This window comes from Campylobacter sp. RKI_CA19_01128, assembly GCF_025771175.1.
GTDB lineage: Bacteria > Campylobacterota > Campylobacteria > Campylobacterales > Campylobacteraceae > Campylobacter_D.
On record NZ_JAKMPU010000005.1, the window covers coordinates 99,193 to 117,281 of the forward strand.

Below are 18,089 nucleotides of genomic sequence, written 5' to 3' on the forward strand. Positions count from 1 at the left end.
TTTATCTTCTCTTATCTAAAATTTTTACTTGCGTTCTTTTGGCTTTTTTCACAAAAGGCACACCACCTTCTTCTTGATATTCTTGTAGATATTTATCTTCTCTTGGGGCTTCGCCTTTACCAACCTCATGATAAATTCTGCTAAAGTTTAGCGTGTCTTTTTCATCTACAAAACCTGGATCTCTATTTTCCTCACCTACTACCTCGCGGTATTCTTTTCCAAAAATTTTATCTATCTCATACCATTTAGCAAATTCATCACCATGCAAAGGATAGCTTTTTAAAAAAGGATGTCCATACCAATCATCAGGCATTAAAAGTCTTTTTAAATTCGGATGATTGATAATGAAAATTCCAAACATATCATATATTTCTCTCTCACACCAATTAGCGCCCTTAAAAACACTCATAACACTTTGAAGTCTTTCTTTTAAACCAACGAAAGTCTTTATTCTCACTCTTAAATTTTTCTCCATATTTAAAAGCTGATAATACACCTCAAAACCTTGTTTTTGAGCGACAAAATCAATCGCACTTGCGTCAGTAAAACAACTATAACCTAAATTTTTAAGCTTGCTAAGAATAGCAACATTATCATCTTTATTTATTTCAATCACCCAAAAATCAAGCTCTATAAAAGAATTTTTTAACTCAAATTCTTGGCTTAAAATTTGATGATCACTCTCAAAAGCACTACTCTCTGTACTTAGTTTTTTAGTTGCAGGTGCATGGTAAAATCTATCTTCATAATAATTTTTTAGCTGAGCATTTTTCTTATCGCTATATTTTCTCATCATATAAGCCTTTTTGGAGCTATTTTTCTGCTTGCTTTTTCTTTACGAATTCTTTTTTGCAAAATCATCAAAGCAAATTGAAAAGTTTCAGGGCGTGGGGCACAGCCTGGTACATAAATATCAACAGGAATGATTCTATCTACCCCTTGAACGGTAGAATAGGTATTAAACATACCGCCGGTATTTGCACAAGAACCCATAGAAATAACCCATTTAGGATCAGGCATTTGATCATAAAGTCTTCTTGTAAATTCAGCATGTTTTTTGCTTAAAGTACCCGCTATAATCATTACTTCAGATTGTCTTGGACTTGCTCTAAAAATAGTTCCAAATCTATCAAAATCATATCTTGCACCACCTGCTGCCATCATTTCAATAGCACAACAGGCAAGCCCATAAGATAGCGCCCATAAAGAATTACTCCTACCCCATTGCACTAACTTATCAACCGTAGTTAAAACAACTGGCGCATTGCTCATTTTTTGATACTCTGCCATGCGAATGCTCCTTTTTTATAAGCGTATAAAAAACCTATTGCAAGCAATAAAATAAAAACAAATACTTCCACTAAGGCAAATAAAGATAGGCCGTAATTTGAAAGCTCTGTGGTTAAATCTTTAAAAATCACCGCCCAAGGAAATAAAAATACTACTTCAATATCAAGCAAAATAAAAATCAAAGCAAAAACAAAAAATTGAGAATTAATTTTGTTTGCTTGCTTAGAAGCCATAGGTCCACACTCATAAATCCCAAGTCCTAGTTTTTTTCTATTATGAGAGGCGAGTTTGGATCCTATTTTAGAAGAAATGTACACCAAAGTAAAAAATATAACACTTGCAATAACAAGCATTGCAAAGATGCCAAAGTATTGATGCTCTATAGTTGCGTGCGTCATAATAAACCTTTTATTCAAGCATAATTAAAATTTATTTTACTTTAACTTAGCTATATAAAAACTTATTATCAAAAAAATAATTTTTTAGGTATTTCAAAATGAAACAATTTTTATCTTTATTATAAAAACACTTTTTTATGGCATATATCTTGCAAGATTTTTTCTTGATGAGAAATAAATATATAAGTAATATCGTGTGTTTTTTGAAAAGTGTGCAAATAGTTTAAAATTTTATAAGCGGTCACCACATCAAGCGCTGCTGTGATTTCATCTAAAATAAGCAATTTTGGCTTTAAAAGCAAAGCTCTAATCAAACCTAGTCTTTGACTTTGACCACCACTTAGCTTAGAGGGTTTTAAATTTAAAATATCTTTTTCAAGCTCAAAAGCATCAAAAAGCTTAAAAAGCTCTTCAAAATCAGGCTTAAGTTTAAAATTTTCATACACATCAAGTAAAAGTCTTTTGGTGCTTTTGTAAGGATTTAAAGCTAGCTTTTGATCTTGGAAAACATATTGAATTTTTTGGCGTAATTTTCTTTGAGCGTTAAAATCTAAATTTAATATATTTTCATTTTCAAACAAAACTTCTCCAGTATTTGCACGTTCAAGCATACAAAGAATTTTAGCCAAAGTGCTTTTGCCACTACCACTTTCCCCACAAAGCAATAAATTCTCATTTTGTTTTAAAGAAAAACTCACATCTTTAAAAACAAAAATTTCTTCTTCTTTTAAATACCAGTGTTTTTTAAATTTATAAGATTTGCTTAAATTTTTAACTTCTAAAAACATTTTCATTCTCAAAATAATTTAACAATTCTTTAGCAAAAATACCTTTTGGATTGTTTAAAAACTTTTTCATAGGCATTTGATAAAGTAAAGTTTTATCTTCTATGATAGCCACCTCATCGCAAAGCTCTTTGGCTAAATTTATATCATGCGTGATGAAAATGAGATTTTTAAAATGCGCTTTTAACTCTTTTAAAATAGCGATGATTTTTTCTTCATTAGCTCTATCAAGAGAACTTGTAATCTCATCACACAATAAATACTCAGCCTCGCTTAACAAAGCTAGAGCTATTTGAACGCGTCTTGCCATACCACCACTTAACTGATATATAAAAGAATGCCACAAAAGATCATGATTTTTAAGTCCCAAGCACTCAAAATAATAAAAGGCCTTTTCTTTAATCTCTTTTGTGCTTAAATTAGTATGAGTTTTTAAAACTATATTAAAATAACTCCCTATATCAACAAGAGGATAAAAACTCCCATAAACATCTTGAAAAAGCAAATTTACCTTAGCTCTTAATGCATTTAGTTCTTTTTCTTTTAAATTTAAAATATCTTTTTGATCTATCTGAAATTTTTGTGCATTGAGTTTATAGTGTTTATCAAAAAGCTTAATCATACTTTTTAAAAGCAAGCTTTTTCCCGCTCCACTTTTACCCATGATAGCCAAAGCTTTGCCATCTTCTAAATTAAGATTTATATCCTTTAGTAAGATTTTATCTTTAAAGCTAAGGTTAAGATTTGAAATTTCTATCATACTTTAATCTCTTCTTGTAAATCATTACCCAAAGCAAGCAAAGGCAAGATAAGCATAAGTATAAAGGCTACTGGAAAAACTATCATCCACCAAAATCCTAAAAACACAGCCTTGCTTGCTTCATTTAGCGTATTTCCTAAACTTGGAGTCCAAAGCTCTACACCCAAACCAAAAAAACTCAAAGTAGCTTCACTTGTAATAGCATGAGCGATATTTAAAACAAAAAGCACAAAAAGCAAATTCCAACAAGCAGGCAAAAGCTCGCTAAATAAAGCTTTCATCTTGCTAGAACCTAAAATGATAGCATTTTGATAAAACTCAAGTTTTTGAAATTTATTAAGCTGAGTATCAAGCACCTTTGCCACAAAAGCAAAATGCCCCAAAGCGATGATAAAAATCATGCTCCACAAAGATCCTGCCAAAAAGCTTTGAAAAAACATAATCACAAGCAAAGAAGGTAGTGCCAAAAGCATATCAAGTACTCTAGCGAAAAAAGCATAAGCAAAAAATCTTGTTAAAAACACATAAACACAAGCAAAAAGCACACTAAAAAATGCTGCCATTACCCCTACAAACAAAGAAACACGCAAGGCATATAAAATACGCGTAAAAACATCTCTACCAAGTAAATCTGTACCAAAAATATGACTTAAATTTGGGGCTATTTTAGCCTTACTTAAATCTACTAAATTTGGATCATAAGAACTTATTAAAGGCGCAAAAAGCGCTAAAATAAAACTTAGCAAAATCATCATCACGCAAAACTTACGCATTAGCAAACCTTGGATTAATCATCTTGCAAATTATTTCTACGATCAAATTTACAAGCACCACCACTAAAATGCTAAAAATCACCACAGCTAGCACCACAGGATAGTCTTTAAACAATATGCTTTTAATTACCAAATTTCCCACGCCCTCATAAGAAAACACACTTTCTACTATATAAGTTCCCATTAAAAAACTCACAAAAGAAGCACCAAAATACGCAAGTATAGAACCAAAAGCATCTTTTAACACAAAGTGCAAATAAATTCTTGTTTTGCTAAGTCCTCTTGCAAAAGCACTTTCTATAAAGCTTTGATTTAAACTATCAATCAAACTTGTCCTTATAAAACGCACAAAAACAGCTAAATGCGAAAGCACTAAAGCACATACTGGTAAAAACAAATGCCATAAACGATTAAGCACATCATCTTCAAAGCCAATATCTGCAATAGCCGAACTTGGAAAAAGCTTAAAAAATACAGCAAAAACCAAAATAAGCATTAGTGATAAAGAAAAAGCAGGCAGTGCAAAAAAACTCATCGTTAAAAAAGTAATAAATTTATCCAAAAAGCTATCTTTATAAAGAACACAAAAAAGCGCTAAAACCAAAGATAACACAAAAAGTATAAAAAAAGCTAAACTCCCTAGTATGATGGTATAGGGAAGTTTTTCTTTTAAAATTTCACTAACCTTTTCTCCGCTAATTAAAGAGTAGGAAAAGTCGCCTTTCATGGCATTAAAAAGCCAATTTTCATACTGCTCTAACAAGGGCTTGTCTAAATTTAAATTACGCTCGATTTGCTCTTTTATTTTAAGGCTAGTTCCTTGAGGCACACTAGCAAAAACCACGCTTCCTTTAGCATGATAAATCATCACAAAACATAAAAAACTTGCAAAAATCATCAAGAAAAACGCCCATAAAAGGCGTTTAAAAATGAGTTTTAGCACTAATTTTTGCTCCACTCATAAGCATTCCAAGTAAAACCTACCCCATGATGACCTAAAATATGAGGTTTTATACCTTGGATATTTTTAGCAAAAACTAAAGGATAATCAATATAAGCTATAAATAAAAACGCAGGATCTTTATATAAAGCATCGATAAATTCTTTATAGTGTTTTTTTCTTTCATTTACATCAAGTGAATTTCTAGCTTTTATCAGAGCTTCATCAACTTTAGCATTTTGATAATGACCAAAATTCCATCCACTTGAGTTTAAAGCACTATCTTGAGAGCTTGCAAAAACTCTAAAGGTATGAAAGTCAGGATCATAAGGACTACCCCAACCCACTAAAAAGCTATCAATTTTCGTATAATCAAAACTTCCACTTGGCTTAGCAACTGCTTTTGCTTTTATGCCAAGCTTTAAAAACTCACTTTGTAAGATATTTACCAAAGCCACTCTTAGTGGATCTTCACTCATAGCATACATTTCAAAGCTAAATTCTTTGCCATTTTTTTCTAAAATTCCATTCTTATTTTTCGCAAAGCCCGCTTTTGCTAAAAGCTCATTTGCTTTTTTTACATCATAAGCATAGCTTGCAAATTCTTTAGGATTTGCCCATGATTTTTCTAAAGGATGATTTGCTACCTTTCCAAAAGAATGCAAAAGTGAATTTATGATAGCTTGTTTATCAATAGCATAATTTAGCGCTAAACGCACATTTTGATCTTTTAAAAACTCATGATTAAAATTAAACATCAAAGCACGGTAATCAGCCGAAGGCTCTATAAGCATTTTAAAGTTTTTATCATTTGCAAAATTTGAAGCTAGAGCAAAATCAACCAAAGCCACATCAATAGAACCATTTTTAAGCTCAATTGCGCTAATACTTGGATCTTTAATGTGTTTTAGTATGAGTTTTGGTGTTTTTACCTTAGCTAAATGATAATTTTCATTTGCTTCTAAGATCATGTATTGACCTTGTTTCCATTGCTTTAGCTTATATGATCCTGTTCCTATAGGCATTTGATTAAATTTAGTGGTATTTAAATTTTCTTTTTCAAGTAAGTGTTTTGGTAAAATCCCTACACTCAAAGCATCTAAAAATGCAGGAAAAGGCTTTGAAAGTGTGATAGACAAGTGATAATCATCGATGATTTTTACTTCTTTAACCGCATCAAAATTTACTTTTGAAGGCGAGTTTAACTTCTCATCTTTTAAAGCATTTATACTAAATTCTACATCTTTAGCACTAAATTTAACCCCATCATGCCATAACACATCATCTCTTAAAGTAAATTCATAAACAAGCCCATCCTTGCTAACTTTCCAAGAACTAGCAAGATCAGGCGCTAGATTCATATTTTCATCAAAGCGCGTAAGCCCTGAAAACACAAGAGCAATCGCCACATCATGATCTTCACTAAAAAGCGGATTAATACGCTCTGGTTCATTCTCCACTGCTATAACAATCGTATCTTTTGGCGTAGCAGCAAAAAGATTTAAAGCACAAAAAAGCATTAAAAAAAATCGCAACATAAAAGACCTTTCTTATAAAATAAAGTGAAATTATAACGCTTTTTAATCATAAGCTTTGGTAAAAATTTCATTTTTATCATCAAATAAAAGTTGCAAATACCTCTCATACTGCTTTAGTATATCTACGATGATTTCTTGTTCGTTTAAATACTCTATATTATAACCATTACGCGAATCAGCAAAAAAAGTTTGTGGCTCAAAGATAAATTCTTTAGAATAAGTTGGCATAAATTTATCATCGATTATGCTTTGACTTGCTTGTTTTTTTACCACTTGCACTCCATAGATAAAATCTTTTGCAAATTCTTTTTTTATAATCAAACTTATGCTTGATTTTTCTTGAACAATTTGTGTTTTTAAGCCGTAATTTTTTAGACTTTGGCTGAGTGATTCCATAGCATTTTTTACTTTGGTGTTTAAGAAATTTTGTATGTCTTGTTCTTTGCTTTGTTTTAAAATTCTAGCTAGTCTTTCTTGCCAAAATTCCCCTGAAAAATACACACTACTTTGACTAAGCTTAGTCAAAGAGTAATTTACATCTACGATTAAGCCTTTAAGCAGTGAAAAACACATCAAACAAAGCAAAAAAGCAAAAGGCAAAGCCACTATCATGGTGATACTTAAAATCGCTCCCAAACCACCTGAATACAGCAAAGAAGTAGCTAAAAGCGCGAGTACAAAACCCCAAAGGATATTTTGCCATTTATATGGCTCATGAGCCCCACCACTACTTAAAGAATTTAACACAAATATCCCACTATCTGCTGAAGTGATAAAAAACAAAGCTAAAACCAAAAGCGCAAGCAAAGAGCTAAAATAAGAAAAAGAAAAATTTTGTAAAAAATAAAAAAGTAAGCTTTCGGGCGCTGAAGTAAAAGGACTTAAAATATCATTGAAATTTAAAGCACTATTGCCAAAAATGCTAAACCAAAGTATATTAAAACTAGTAGGCACTACAAGCACACCAAAGATAAATTCTCTTATCGTTCTACCGCGAGAAATCTTAGCAATGAAAAAGCCCACAAAAGGCGCCCAACTAAGCCACCAAGCCCAATAATAAATAGTCCAGTTATTAAACCACTCTATATGTTCTTTTTCATAATAATAAGTCTTAAAACTCAAAGAAATTAAATTTTGCAAATAATTGCCAATATTAGAGCTAAATTGTGAAAGAATTTGAATGGTGTTGGTTGAAAAAAGCACAAAAAGCATTAAACCCACTGCAAAAACCAAATTTGCCTCGCTTAAAATTTTTAAGCCCTTTGTCAAACCACTAATCGATGAAAGCGTAGCTAAAGAAATGATGATGATTATAATCACGCTTTGTTCTAAAAAGCTTTGTTCGTTTAAAATGCCTAAATTTAAAAAGCCAGCATTAAGCTGAGAAGCACTATAACCAAGCGTAGTGCTAATGCCAAAAACCGTGACAATTAAAGCCAGCATATCAACTAAATTTCCCCAAAAACCATAAATTTTGTCTTTAAGCAAAGGGTAAAAAGCGCTACGCAAACTAAGAGGCATTTTATATCTAAAACCAAAATACGCCATAGCCAAAGCACACACCCCATAAATAGCCCATGGGTGAATTCCCCAGTGGAAGATAGTATGTAGCATAGCTTCTTCATCGCTTGTTTGCAAGGCTTTTTTATGTATGAGAGGCTCAGCCACACCAAAATACATAAGCCCCACACCCATACCCGTAGCAAAAAGCATAGCAAGCCATGAAGTGAATTTAAAATGAGGTTTTTCATCATCATCGCCGAGCTTGATATCGCCAAATTTTGAAAGAGCAAGTGCGAGCATAAAACACACAAAAAAACTCACACTTAGTATATAAAACCATGAAAAATTTGCAAAAATTCCACTTTTGATATGATTGATAAAATCATTTGTAAGTTTAGGTAAGAAAATACAACTAAGGCTTAAGATGATTATGATACTAATGCTTGGAATAAAAACTGATTTTTTAAAACTTGTCTTTAGCATGGTACTCCTTTTTTGGATAATTTTCATTATACCATAAGCTAAAAACGAACAAAATTTAAAAAGCAAAAAAACAAAAAGGCTTTAATAAGCCTTTTGATTTAGCTTGGCACTATGGAGTTTTTACGTGCGGTTTTTTGGAGCGAGAATATCACTAAAATAACTAAAATAAAATACACCACATTTAAGCTATTTATTATTATTAAATTTTCATTATTTTCTTTGAAAATATTATATATAAAATAAAATTCTTTTGGTTTTAAAAACAAAACAAAAGCTAAAATAAAATACGAGCAAGATAAAAAAACATATCTAAAAAGAAAGGAATTTATAAAAAACAAAAACAACCCAATAAAGCTAATGCAAGCAATAGATATATATACAACATCTTTAAATATTTTTAAATCAAAAAATTTTGCCAAAAAATCTCCAACTATACCAAACGTAGAAATACCTAAATAACAAATTGTAAAAACTAAGAAAAAAGTATATATTTCTTTTATTATAATTCTACTCCATTTAAATTTTTTTATTATGCTCTCTCGATCTATCATATGCGTTTTCTCTTTATTTTTACAAAAATAAAGAGAACTAACACATATAAACAGTAAAATACCTAACACATACCAAAAAATATTATCATAGTTAAAAGTATCACTTAAATAAATTTTAGCATCATCAATAATTTCTTTATCGTTAATACGAAAAATAACAATACCGTATAAAACATGCAAAGATATTAACAATATAAAATTATTAAAAACTCTTAAAAAATCGGTATGATGATCACACAATTTTCTATAAAATCCTAAAAGTAAAAAATCTGTCAATTGAGAGTAGTTTTTATTGTTTTGCCTTAAATCTTCATCTGTCTTTACATTTTTAATCCTATTCCAACTTTCCTTTAATTCTATCTCTTTGCAATAAAGCTCGTATTTATGAAAATTTGAAGCGTCTAAAAGATTATTATCTTTTATCAATGCACTTTTAAAAACCCTAAAAGAATCTCTAAAATCATTTGCAAATTTATCTAAAGATTTTTGATATTGTTCATTTTTGTCTTCATTAAATTTTTCATATTCTTGATTTATTTTTTCTTGCAAATTATCAAAAGTAAAATTTAAATTTGTATTGACAGCATTTAAACTTCCTTTAAAAATCGCTTGAGAAAAATTTGGAGCTTTATCAAATGTAACTCCATAAAAACAAGCTATTTTGTTAAATTCACACGCGTGAAAATCAACATAATCTTTAAAATGAGAATTAGTAAAATATACACTATTAACAAATTTAGAATTATGGAAATCAACTCTTTTATTAAAAATACAATTTTCAAATATAGTATCTCTTTCATTGTTATAATACTTATTATCAGGCAGTGGAGTACCTGATACAAAGCGTTTAAAATTTACATCATCTTCAAAAATACAATTTGCAAAATCTATACCATTGCAAAAAGCAATTTTATGACTACTATCAATTTTATGTAAAGATATTTTAGATTTAAATTCGCAATTTGAAAAAACTATTCTTTCAAGGCAGCTATAATTTATATAAACTTCTCTTTTAAAAATGCTTTTATAGTTTTTTCCTTCATAACCATAACTATTTTTTAAATTTTCAAGCTCGCTTGGGAGAATTGAAGTGGCGTCTCCTATTATTTCACAAGAAAAACAACAAAACGATATAAAATTTTTCATATGGTTTATTTTTTTTAATAAAATTTCATCTACATTTTCTTTTGTTTGTCCTATAAAAGTATTTAATGTTAATCCGAAATTAAAATAATAAACAATGTTATTTTCTTCTTCTATTTTGTCTATAATTTTAATACCATTAAAATTATTTTTATGATTTTCTTCTAAAGTTTTATAGATAATATATGGATTTAATGGTTTAGCTAATTCTCCAACATCTAGCTTATCACCTAAAGATTTAAGTTTTTCTGCATTGATTTCCATAAATTTTAATATATCTAAAGAAACAATTAAATTTTCATCATCTAAACCCTTTATAAAAATACCACTATATGGTATTTCTAAATCAATGTTATATATATTTTCTTTCATTATTTTCCTTCAATGATTTTTATTTCTTCTTTGCTTAGGTTGTAAAGTTTGTAAATGATAGAGTTTATTTTGTCTTCTTGGGTTTTGGTATTTGCGTTTTTGTCTTGTTCTTTTAAAACTAAAATCTCATCGACTAAGCTTATAAGCTCATTTGCTAGTTTTTCATTTTTAGAATTTATTTTTGGTATAGGAAGTTTTTCTAAATTATTTGTTTTCAGCTCACCCTCTATGCCACCACCCATGTAAAATTTCCTAAGAATTAAATATATAAAATTAGAATTTAAAAAAGATAGTAAATATTTTAAAATTTTTGGCTCTGATGTTATAATATTAGCTGGAGCTATAGCCATAGAATTATTTGTTTCATAAGAAAAATAAGGTTCTTTTGCCATTATACACGGATAAACAATCTTTTCTTTTTCAAATTCTTGATAATAAGCTATATTATCTTGAGTTTCAAACCACTTATTACTTGTTTTTTTACGACAGCCTTTTTCTCCACTTTGCTCTATGCGTGGTAAAAATTTAGATAAATAAGATTTTAATGATGGGTATTGTTCTATATCTATTTTTAAACTAGGAAAAGTTCCTATCACCCAAAGCCCTGCCCACTCATAACTATATCTTTTTATATCTCTACCGCGTAGCATTTTGCGTATGAGTTTGGCGGTGCGTTCTTTTTCGGCTTCATCTTTGCATTTAGCTAGAATTTCATCTCTTTTTTCAGTAGTGATGATAAAGGCTTCATTATAGCCCGTTTTTATGCCATAGTTTATATTAAGCCCATGCCAGTCTTTAAGTGGAGTGCCGTGCTTTTCTATCTTTGCTTTTAGTGCATTTGTGCTTTCATCGTTAAAAGTAAAGCTTTCTTTGCTTAAAGAATTTTGTGCGATTTTGTTAAAATCTAAAATGCTTTCTATGTTAAAGTCATTTTCTTTTAAAAGCTCGGTGTTTGGGGCTAGGTACTTAAAGCTACTATCTTTAGTTTTTGCTTTTTCAAAGCTTAGTATGGAAGTATCTACCGTAGCACTATCAAAGACTTTTATACCATTTAGATCAATGTATTCTAAAAGCGTAGTATTTTTAAGCAAAAATTCACGTAAAGGCTCTCCATAACCTGCTCTTGTGTATTTATTTGAAGTGATAAAACTCAATACCCCCCCCCCGTCTCTTAGAGTGTTAAAACCAAGCTCATAAAAATAAGTATAAATGTCACTTGTGCCTTTATAAACTTTATAATTTTTTGCTAAATTTGGCTTTAGTTCTTTGATATCTTCTTGTCTGATATAAGGTGGATTACCGATGATGAGATCAAACCCTTGAAAATTCCCGCCCTCATCAAGCACTTCGCTAAATTCAAAACGCCATTCAAAAGGATTTGCACTTTCTAAGTCAAATATACTCTCATAAAGCTTTTTAAGCTTTTTAAATTCTTTCTTAGCAGCACTTTCATCAAAGTCAAATTCAAACATATTTTTAGAGAAAAATGCTCTAAAATTCTCATCTTTTTCATCTTGCGCTAAAAAATCGCCGTATTTTTTAGAGTATTCATTAGCGCCGTTGGTAAGTTGCTTGATCTCTTTGGCAAATTTGTCTTTTAAGCAGAAATTTTTAAAAGACTCTTTGAGGTTTTTGATCTCTTTAGCGATGAGAGTTTTATCGGTGTAAAAGCCTTCTTTGTAGTCTTTGACTATGCGTTTGTATTTATCCATGCGTTCTTTGATGTTTGGGTAGTGAGAAAGGCTTTTGTGAATTTCAAAATAACTTATAAGCGAATTTCCACATTTTATGTTGATGTCGATGTTTGGTAGGGTTTTAAGATCATGATAGTTTGTATCATCAAAACTTTCATAAAAGCTGTGTTTTAAAAGCTCTATCCAAAGCCTTAGTTTAGTGATCTCACATGAGTTTGGGTTGATATCTACTCCAAAAAGGTTGTTTTCTATGATGTCTTTTTTACGCTCGAAAAGTTCTTTTTGACAAAGGTGGGTTTTGTCTTTGTCAAAATCAGGGCGTTTATACTCTAAAAACTGGCCTTTGTGATTTTGCACTAAAATTTCATCATTTTGCACGCTTAGGTAAAAGTCCTCTTCAAACAAACCAAGCTCATAATGCACCATAAGCATGACATTTAAAGCTGAAACTAAAAAATGCCCACTTCCCACCGCAGGATCGCAAATGCGTATGGAATTTAGCAAGGCTAGTTTTTGCTCTTGAGGGATTTTTTCTTGACGCAACTGGGTTCTTAGCTCACTTAGCTTGGTGGCATTTAGCTTAAAAGTATGGTTAAACTTATCAAGCACGACTTTTTCTATACTTGCTTTACACATATATGAAGTGATAAAGCTTGGAGTGTAAAAACTACCTTCTTTGTAGCCATTTAGCTTTTCAAAGACATTTCCCAAAACGCTTGAGTTGATGAGTTCTTTTTGCTTGATGAGTTCTTCGCTTTGCTCATCTGCTCCAAAGTCAAAGCTGTCTAAAAACTCAAACAAATACTCAAGCAAACCTACTTTGCCTTTTTTACTTTTGCCTTTGTCATCTTTTAACTGCGTGTGTGGGTGATACTCTAGCAAAGCATCATTTTCTAAAGTAGCGATTTCTAGTGTGGTTTTTTCGATGGCTTGTTTTTCAAAAAGTGATGAATTTAAATAAGGCAAATAGCTAAATTTACTCTGTGCTCTTGTGTGCTTTTCTTTAGCTAAGATATCAAAGAAAAGGTGTGAAAGGGTAGTAAAATTTGGAATTTTTTCATAGTTTAGAAATTTAAGGGTTTTATCATTGTTAAATCTAACTAAATTAGACTCAATAAGCTTTAAAAATAAAATACGATTTAACCAAAGTATGATGAATTTTAACACCTCTTCAAAGTCATGCTTTGGAAGCTTGCTCGCTATGAGATGATAAAGTGTACCTTGAGCTTGTTTACTTTGCTCACTTTGTGTGATGATGAATTTAGAAAGCTGTTTACTCTCGCTTAAACCCAAGATGTATAAAAGCTCTTTATAGAATGCATTGTTTAGTGAGTTTGCGTCATTTGGGCTAAATTCATTTAGCAAAAAGTCTTTGTGGAAGGTTTTAAAAATGCTTGCTAGGTTTTTGAAATTTGACTTTTGCTTGTCTTTTAAAAAGGCTAAATCGATGAAAAAGCCTTTTAAGCTTTCTTTGGAATTTTCTATAAGTTTGCTTGCTTCTTTGTAAAATTCATCAGTATTGCCTTTAAAAAGTGAATTTGGGCTTTGAAATTCTTCAAAAAGCTTTTTAAAGCTTGTGTTTTTATAAAAAAGCTCTTCAAACTCACTAGCTTTGAAAATGTAGAATTTATAAAAGTCTGTGATGATGATAAATTTCAAACTAAAGCTATGTTCTCTATTTCTAAAATAATACAAAATGGCTTCATGTAAGGCTTTGGAATTTGGCTTTGTGTGGGTGATGAATTCTTTTGAGTTGGGCTTTTTAGCTTCGATGAGAACTTCTAAGTCTTTGCTAAGCTCATCTTTAGCGATGGCTAAATCAATCTCGCTTTTGCCTTTTTGCTTGGTTTTGATGTGGGTTTTGAAATTTAGAGTGGTTAAAAATGGACTAAGTGCATTAGCCACAAGATAATCTTCATTTTCACTTTGTGAGCTTTCAAGCCTTTTTATATACTGTGTTAAAGCCTTGCTAAAAGTATCAAATTCATTTTGTGTGATTTGCTTTTTGCGGTAGTAGGGGTTGAAAAAATCTTTTTCATTTAGCAAAGTAAAGTGCATTTTTAACCTTTATAAAGAATATTTTATATTTTACTAAAATTTACTTTAAAGGATTGAAAAGACTTTATGAAAATATAAAAACAAATAAATTAAAAAATTAATAAAAAATTATTAGATAATATTTATTATTGCATTTTTTATATTTTTATACTAAGAAAATTTTAATACTAAAGTTATACAATAAGTTTATATTAAAAATATCAAGGAGGCAAAATGGGAAAAATTTTAGTTTTCTGTTTAGCGCTTGTTTCTTTTGTTTGCGCTAAAAATGAATTTTTTACAAGTGAAGTAAGCTCACTTTATTTAAGCAAAAATGACACAAAAGCTGTTGGTAGATTGCTACCCACAAATCCTTTTGAAGTATTAAAAACTGATGGAAATAAAGTTTTAGTCAAGATCACAGGCTATGTTAATCCTGCTTCGCCTTCTGTGCTTTATTACAACGATAGTCAAAGAATCATAGTTGCTGCATTTTCTAAAAATACAAAACTTGATTTTAAAACTTATACTAAAAGCAAAAATGGAAAATGGGATAAAGCTACCATAGAAGTTTGGACTGACAAGAAAGATTTTGCAAAAAGCAACAAAGAAATGTTTATAAAAGCTAAAGAGCTTTATATGAATAATTGCGGAATTTGTCATAGCGTTCATAAAGAAAGTGAATTTAGTGCTAATGGCTGGCCTGCTACTTTTAGATCAATGGTAAATAGAACAGGAATTGATAAAAAAGATCATTGGTTAGTGATACAGTATTTACAAAAAAATGCAAAAGATTTTAAGGAGGTAAAATAAAATGGGACTTGATAGAAGAAAATTTTTAAAAATTGGTGCTGGTTTAAGTGTATTACCTCTGGTTCCTAGTTTGGTTATGGGAAAAAGCGTTGAAGCTTCAACTATAAATTCAGGTTTAGTAAAAAATGGAAGCGTGATAACAGCAGCACATTGGGGAATTTTAAAGCTTACCATTAAAGATGGCATTGTGATCAAAAGTGAGCCATGGGAAAAAGTAACACAAATTGACAATCCCTTACAACACTATACAGCAGATATGATCTATAAATCACGTGTGAAATATCCTTATGTAAGAAAAAGTTATCTTGAAAATCCTGACAATCCAAAGCCTGAGCTTAGAGGAAAAGATGAATTTGTGCGTGTAAGTTATGATGAGGCTATAAAACTTATAGCAAAAGAACTTAAAAAAACAAGAGAGCAAAAAGGAACTCAAGCTATATTTGGTGGAAGTTATGGGTGGAAATCTAGCGGAAATATGCAAAATTGTAGAATATTACTTCATAGATTTTTAAATGTCACAGGTGGGTTTGTAGGGACTACTGGAGATTACTCAACCGGAGCTTCTCAAGTGATCATGCCTTATGTTGTAGGCTCCATTGAAGTTTATGAACAACAAACTTCATGGGAAAATATTTTAGAACATTCTAAAATAGTAGTTATTTGGGGTGCTAATCCTATCGCCACTTTAAGAATAGCTTGGACTTCAAACGACCAAAGGGGTTTGCAGTATTTTGAAAAATTAAAAAATAGCAAGATCAAGGTTATTTGTATAGATCCTATAAAAACTGAAACTGCTAAATTTTTAAATGCACAATGGATCTCCCCAAGACCAAATACAGATGTTGCTATGATGATAGGTATGGCTAGTCATCTGATCGAAAAAAATAAAGTCAATTATGAATTTTTAGAAAATTATACAAGTGGTTTTGATAAATTTAAAGCTTATTTAGATGGCAAGAATGATGGTATTAAAAAAGATGTAAAATGGGCAAGCAAAATTTGCGGGATTGATGAAAAAACCATTAAAACACTAGCTGAAAGCTTTTATGATAACCCTACCATGCTCATGAGTGGTTGGGGTATGCAAAGAGCTCATCATGGTGAACAACCTCATTGGATGTTAATAACCCTAGCTTCAATGATCGGACAAATTGGTACTAAAGGAGGTGGCTTTGGCTTAAGCTATCACTATAGTAATGGTGGGGTTCCATCATGCAAAGGTGGTGTTATAGGAGGTATTACAGCAGGAACTGTGGGAATTTGGGAAAATGGAAAATTTAAGGGGCTACCAAAAGCAGGAGTTAGTCAAGGTGGTGCCGAATGGCTACAAAATGCTGCTAGTTATTCTTTTCCAGTAGCTAGAATAGCTGATGCTTTGTTAAATCCTGGAAAAGTTATAGACAATAATGGTTCTAAGATAACCTATCCTGATATTGACTTTATTTATTGGGTGGGTGGAAATCCTATAGTTCATCATCAAGATACAAACAATAATATAAAAGCATGGCAAAAACCAAGAACTATAGTTGTAAATGAAATTTATTGGACTCCAACTGCCAAAATGGCAGATATTATAATGCCTACTACAAGTTCTTATGAACGAGATGATATTACCATGAGTGGTGATTATTCTAATATGAATATAGTTCCAATGAAGCAAGCGGTATTACCAATAGGCGAGAGCAAAGACGACTATGAAATTTTTGCTGATATTTGTAAAGTGTATGGAGATGATGTATTTAATGCTTATACTGAAAATGGTAAAAAAGCAAAAGATTTTATCAAAGAATACTACAATAGCGCTTTAAAACAAACTCAAGCTTATGGGGATGTATTTGAACCAAAAATGCCAAGTTTTGAAGAATTTTGGGCGAAAAACGAGCCTATAACTTTTTCTCCAACTATAGAAAGCATGGAATGGGTTAGATTTTCTGAATTTATCGAAGATCCTATCTTAAATGCCCTAGGTACTGAATCAGGCTTGATAGAAATTTACTCAAAAACAATCGAAAAGTATAATTATAAAGACTGCAAAGCACATCCAATGTGGATGGAACCAATAGAATGGCTAGGAAATGCTACCAAAGAAACACCTTTTCATCTACTAACCAATCACCCAACAAATAGACTCCACTCACAAATGTGCCATACTTCACTGCGTGAAAAGTATGCGGTAAATGGCAGAGAGCCTATATTGATTAACCCAATTGATGCTAAAAAAATTGGAATCAAAAATGGCGATATTGTAAGAGTTTTCAATAAAAGAGGTCAAGTTCTCGCAGGTGCTGTTGTAACAAAAGACATTATGCCAAATGTTGTAAGATTATGCGAAGGTGGGTGGTATGACCCAAATGATGAAGGAATGTGCAAATACGGAAACGTAAATGTCTTGACTATTGATATGCCAACTTCTGAATTAGCAAACGGAAACATTTCCCATACAAGCTTAGTAAATATAGAAAAATACAAAGGATTACCGCCTGAAATAACAGCATTTACAGCTCCAAAAGGCGCTGAATAAAACATTCTTTCTTAGAAGATAATTTCTTCTAAGAAAGCTAGATTTTAAAATACAAGAATTCAATATAATTTATTTCAAAAATCAATTTTAAACTAAAATTATTTTTCATGTAAATTTAATATTTAGAAATTAAACATTATAGTATCAAATAATCAAATTCAGTATTTAAAATCATAATATATCTACTATAATCTAAAATATAAAATCATATATCATAAACTTTCGAACAAATATAAAAATATCCTCCACAATAACGCTTTAACACAATCACCCCAACAAACCCACCTCAAATACTAAATTTTACAAAGATCTATTTTGCTTACTATTTCACTTAATTCTTAATTTTCAACCTATTTGTATATTAAAAACATCACAAACTCGCTTACAAATACACTCCTTATAAAACAAAATCTATACCATATTTTATCCATCCTAACACTAAAATAATTTATTTTACAAGCTGAATAATAAAAACCTAAAACTAAATC

At 30.7% G+C, this 18,089-nt stretch carries 13 protein-coding genes; 2 read left to right on the forward strand and 11 right to left on the reverse strand.

Annotated features, from left to right (window positions below; genetic code table 11):
- Nucleotide 1 precedes the first annotated feature (1 nt).
- The 11 genes from L8U98_RS05025 to L8U98_RS05075 all read right to left on the reverse strand — a co-directional run bounded on the left by L8U98_RS05025 (nucleotide 2) and on the right by L8U98_RS05075 (nucleotide 14,288).
- The gene (locus L8U98_RS05025; RefSeq protein WP_220701709.1) at nucleotides 2–793 is read right to left on the reverse strand and encodes an NADH-quinone oxidoreductase subunit C; all 792 of its coding nucleotides are present in this window, start codon (nucleotides 791–793) and stop codon (nucleotides 2–4) included.
- Nucleotides 793–1,290: a NuoB/complex I 20 kDa subunit family protein gene (locus L8U98_RS05030; protein WP_039619352.1), complete on the reverse strand. Its 498-nt coding sequence runs from the start codon at nucleotides 1,288–1,290 to the stop codon at nucleotides 793–795. The genes L8U98_RS05025 and L8U98_RS05030 overlap by 1 nt, the downstream gene beginning before the upstream one ends.
- Nucleotides 1,269–1,688: an NAD(P)H-quinone oxidoreductase subunit 3 gene (locus tag L8U98_RS05035; RefSeq protein WP_263725186.1), complete on the reverse strand. Its 420-nt coding sequence runs from the start codon at nucleotides 1,686–1,688 to the stop codon at nucleotides 1,269–1,271. Before L8U98_RS05035 ends, L8U98_RS05030 begins: the two co-directional genes overlap by 22 nt.
- Before the next feature lie 119 nt (nucleotides 1,689–1,807).
- A complete protein-coding gene (locus L8U98_RS05040) occupies nucleotides 1,808–2,476 on the reverse strand; it encodes an ATP-binding cassette domain-containing protein (protein ID WP_263725187.1) in 669 nt (222 codons plus the stop codon).
- Complete coding sequence (locus L8U98_RS05045) at nucleotides 2,460–3,233, reverse strand: ATP-binding cassette domain-containing protein (protein ID WP_263725188.1); 774 nt, start codon at nucleotides 3,231–3,233, stop codon at nucleotides 2,460–2,462. Before L8U98_RS05045 ends, L8U98_RS05040 begins: the two co-directional genes overlap by 17 nt.
- The gene (locus tag L8U98_RS05050) at nucleotides 3,230–4,006 is read right to left on the reverse strand and encodes an ABC transporter permease (protein ID WP_263725189.1); all 777 of its coding nucleotides are present in this window, start codon (nucleotides 4,004–4,006) and stop codon (nucleotides 3,230–3,232) included. The genes L8U98_RS05045 and L8U98_RS05050 overlap by 4 nt, the downstream gene beginning before the upstream one ends.
- A complete protein-coding gene (locus L8U98_RS05055; protein ID WP_318529461.1) occupies nucleotides 3,999–4,937 on the reverse strand; it encodes an ABC transporter permease in 939 nt (312 codons plus the stop codon). The genes L8U98_RS05050 and L8U98_RS05055 overlap by 8 nt, the downstream gene beginning before the upstream one ends.
- A gap of 11 nt (nucleotides 4,938–4,948) precedes the next feature.
- Nucleotides 4,949–6,484 carry an ABC transporter substrate-binding protein gene (locus L8U98_RS05060; RefSeq protein WP_263725191.1) on the reverse strand — a complete coding sequence of 512 codons (1,536 nt, stop codon included), beginning with the start codon at nucleotides 6,482–6,484 and terminating at the stop codon, nucleotides 4,949–4,951.
- 42 nt (nucleotides 6,485–6,526) lie between these two features.
- Nucleotides 6,527–8,470: a BCCT family transporter gene (locus tag L8U98_RS05065; RefSeq protein ID WP_263725192.1), complete on the reverse strand. Its 1,944-nt coding sequence runs from the start codon at nucleotides 8,468–8,470 to the stop codon at nucleotides 6,527–6,529.
- Nucleotides 8,471–8,568: 98 nt separating this feature from the next.
- The gene (locus L8U98_RS05070; RefSeq protein ID WP_263725193.1) at nucleotides 8,569–10,536 is read right to left on the reverse strand and encodes a pentapeptide repeat-containing protein; all 1,968 of its coding nucleotides are present in this window, start codon (nucleotides 10,534–10,536) and stop codon (nucleotides 8,569–8,571) included.
- A complete protein-coding gene (locus L8U98_RS05075; RefSeq protein ID WP_263725194.1) occupies nucleotides 10,536–14,288 on the reverse strand; it encodes an Eco57I restriction-modification methylase domain-containing protein in 3,753 nt (1,250 codons plus the stop codon). Before L8U98_RS05075 ends, L8U98_RS05070 begins: the two co-directional genes overlap by 1 nt.
- A 213-nt stretch (nucleotides 14,289–14,501) precedes the next feature.
- Here L8U98_RS05075 and L8U98_RS05080 point away from each other — a divergent pair, with 213 nt between their 5' ends.
- Both L8U98_RS05080 and L8U98_RS05085 read left to right on the forward strand, forming a co-directional pair.
- On the forward strand, nucleotides 14,502–15,080 hold the full coding sequence (locus L8U98_RS05080; RefSeq protein WP_133319461.1) for a cytochrome c3 family protein: 579 nt from the start codon (nucleotides 14,502–14,504) through the stop codon (nucleotides 15,078–15,080).
- 1 nt (nucleotide 15,081) lies between these two features.
- Complete coding sequence (locus tag L8U98_RS05085) at nucleotides 15,082–17,601, forward strand: molybdopterin guanine dinucleotide-containing S/N-oxide reductase (RefSeq protein ID WP_263725195.1); 2,520 nt, start codon at nucleotides 15,082–15,084, stop codon at nucleotides 17,599–17,601.
- Nucleotides 17,602–18,089 lie beyond the last annotated feature (488 nt).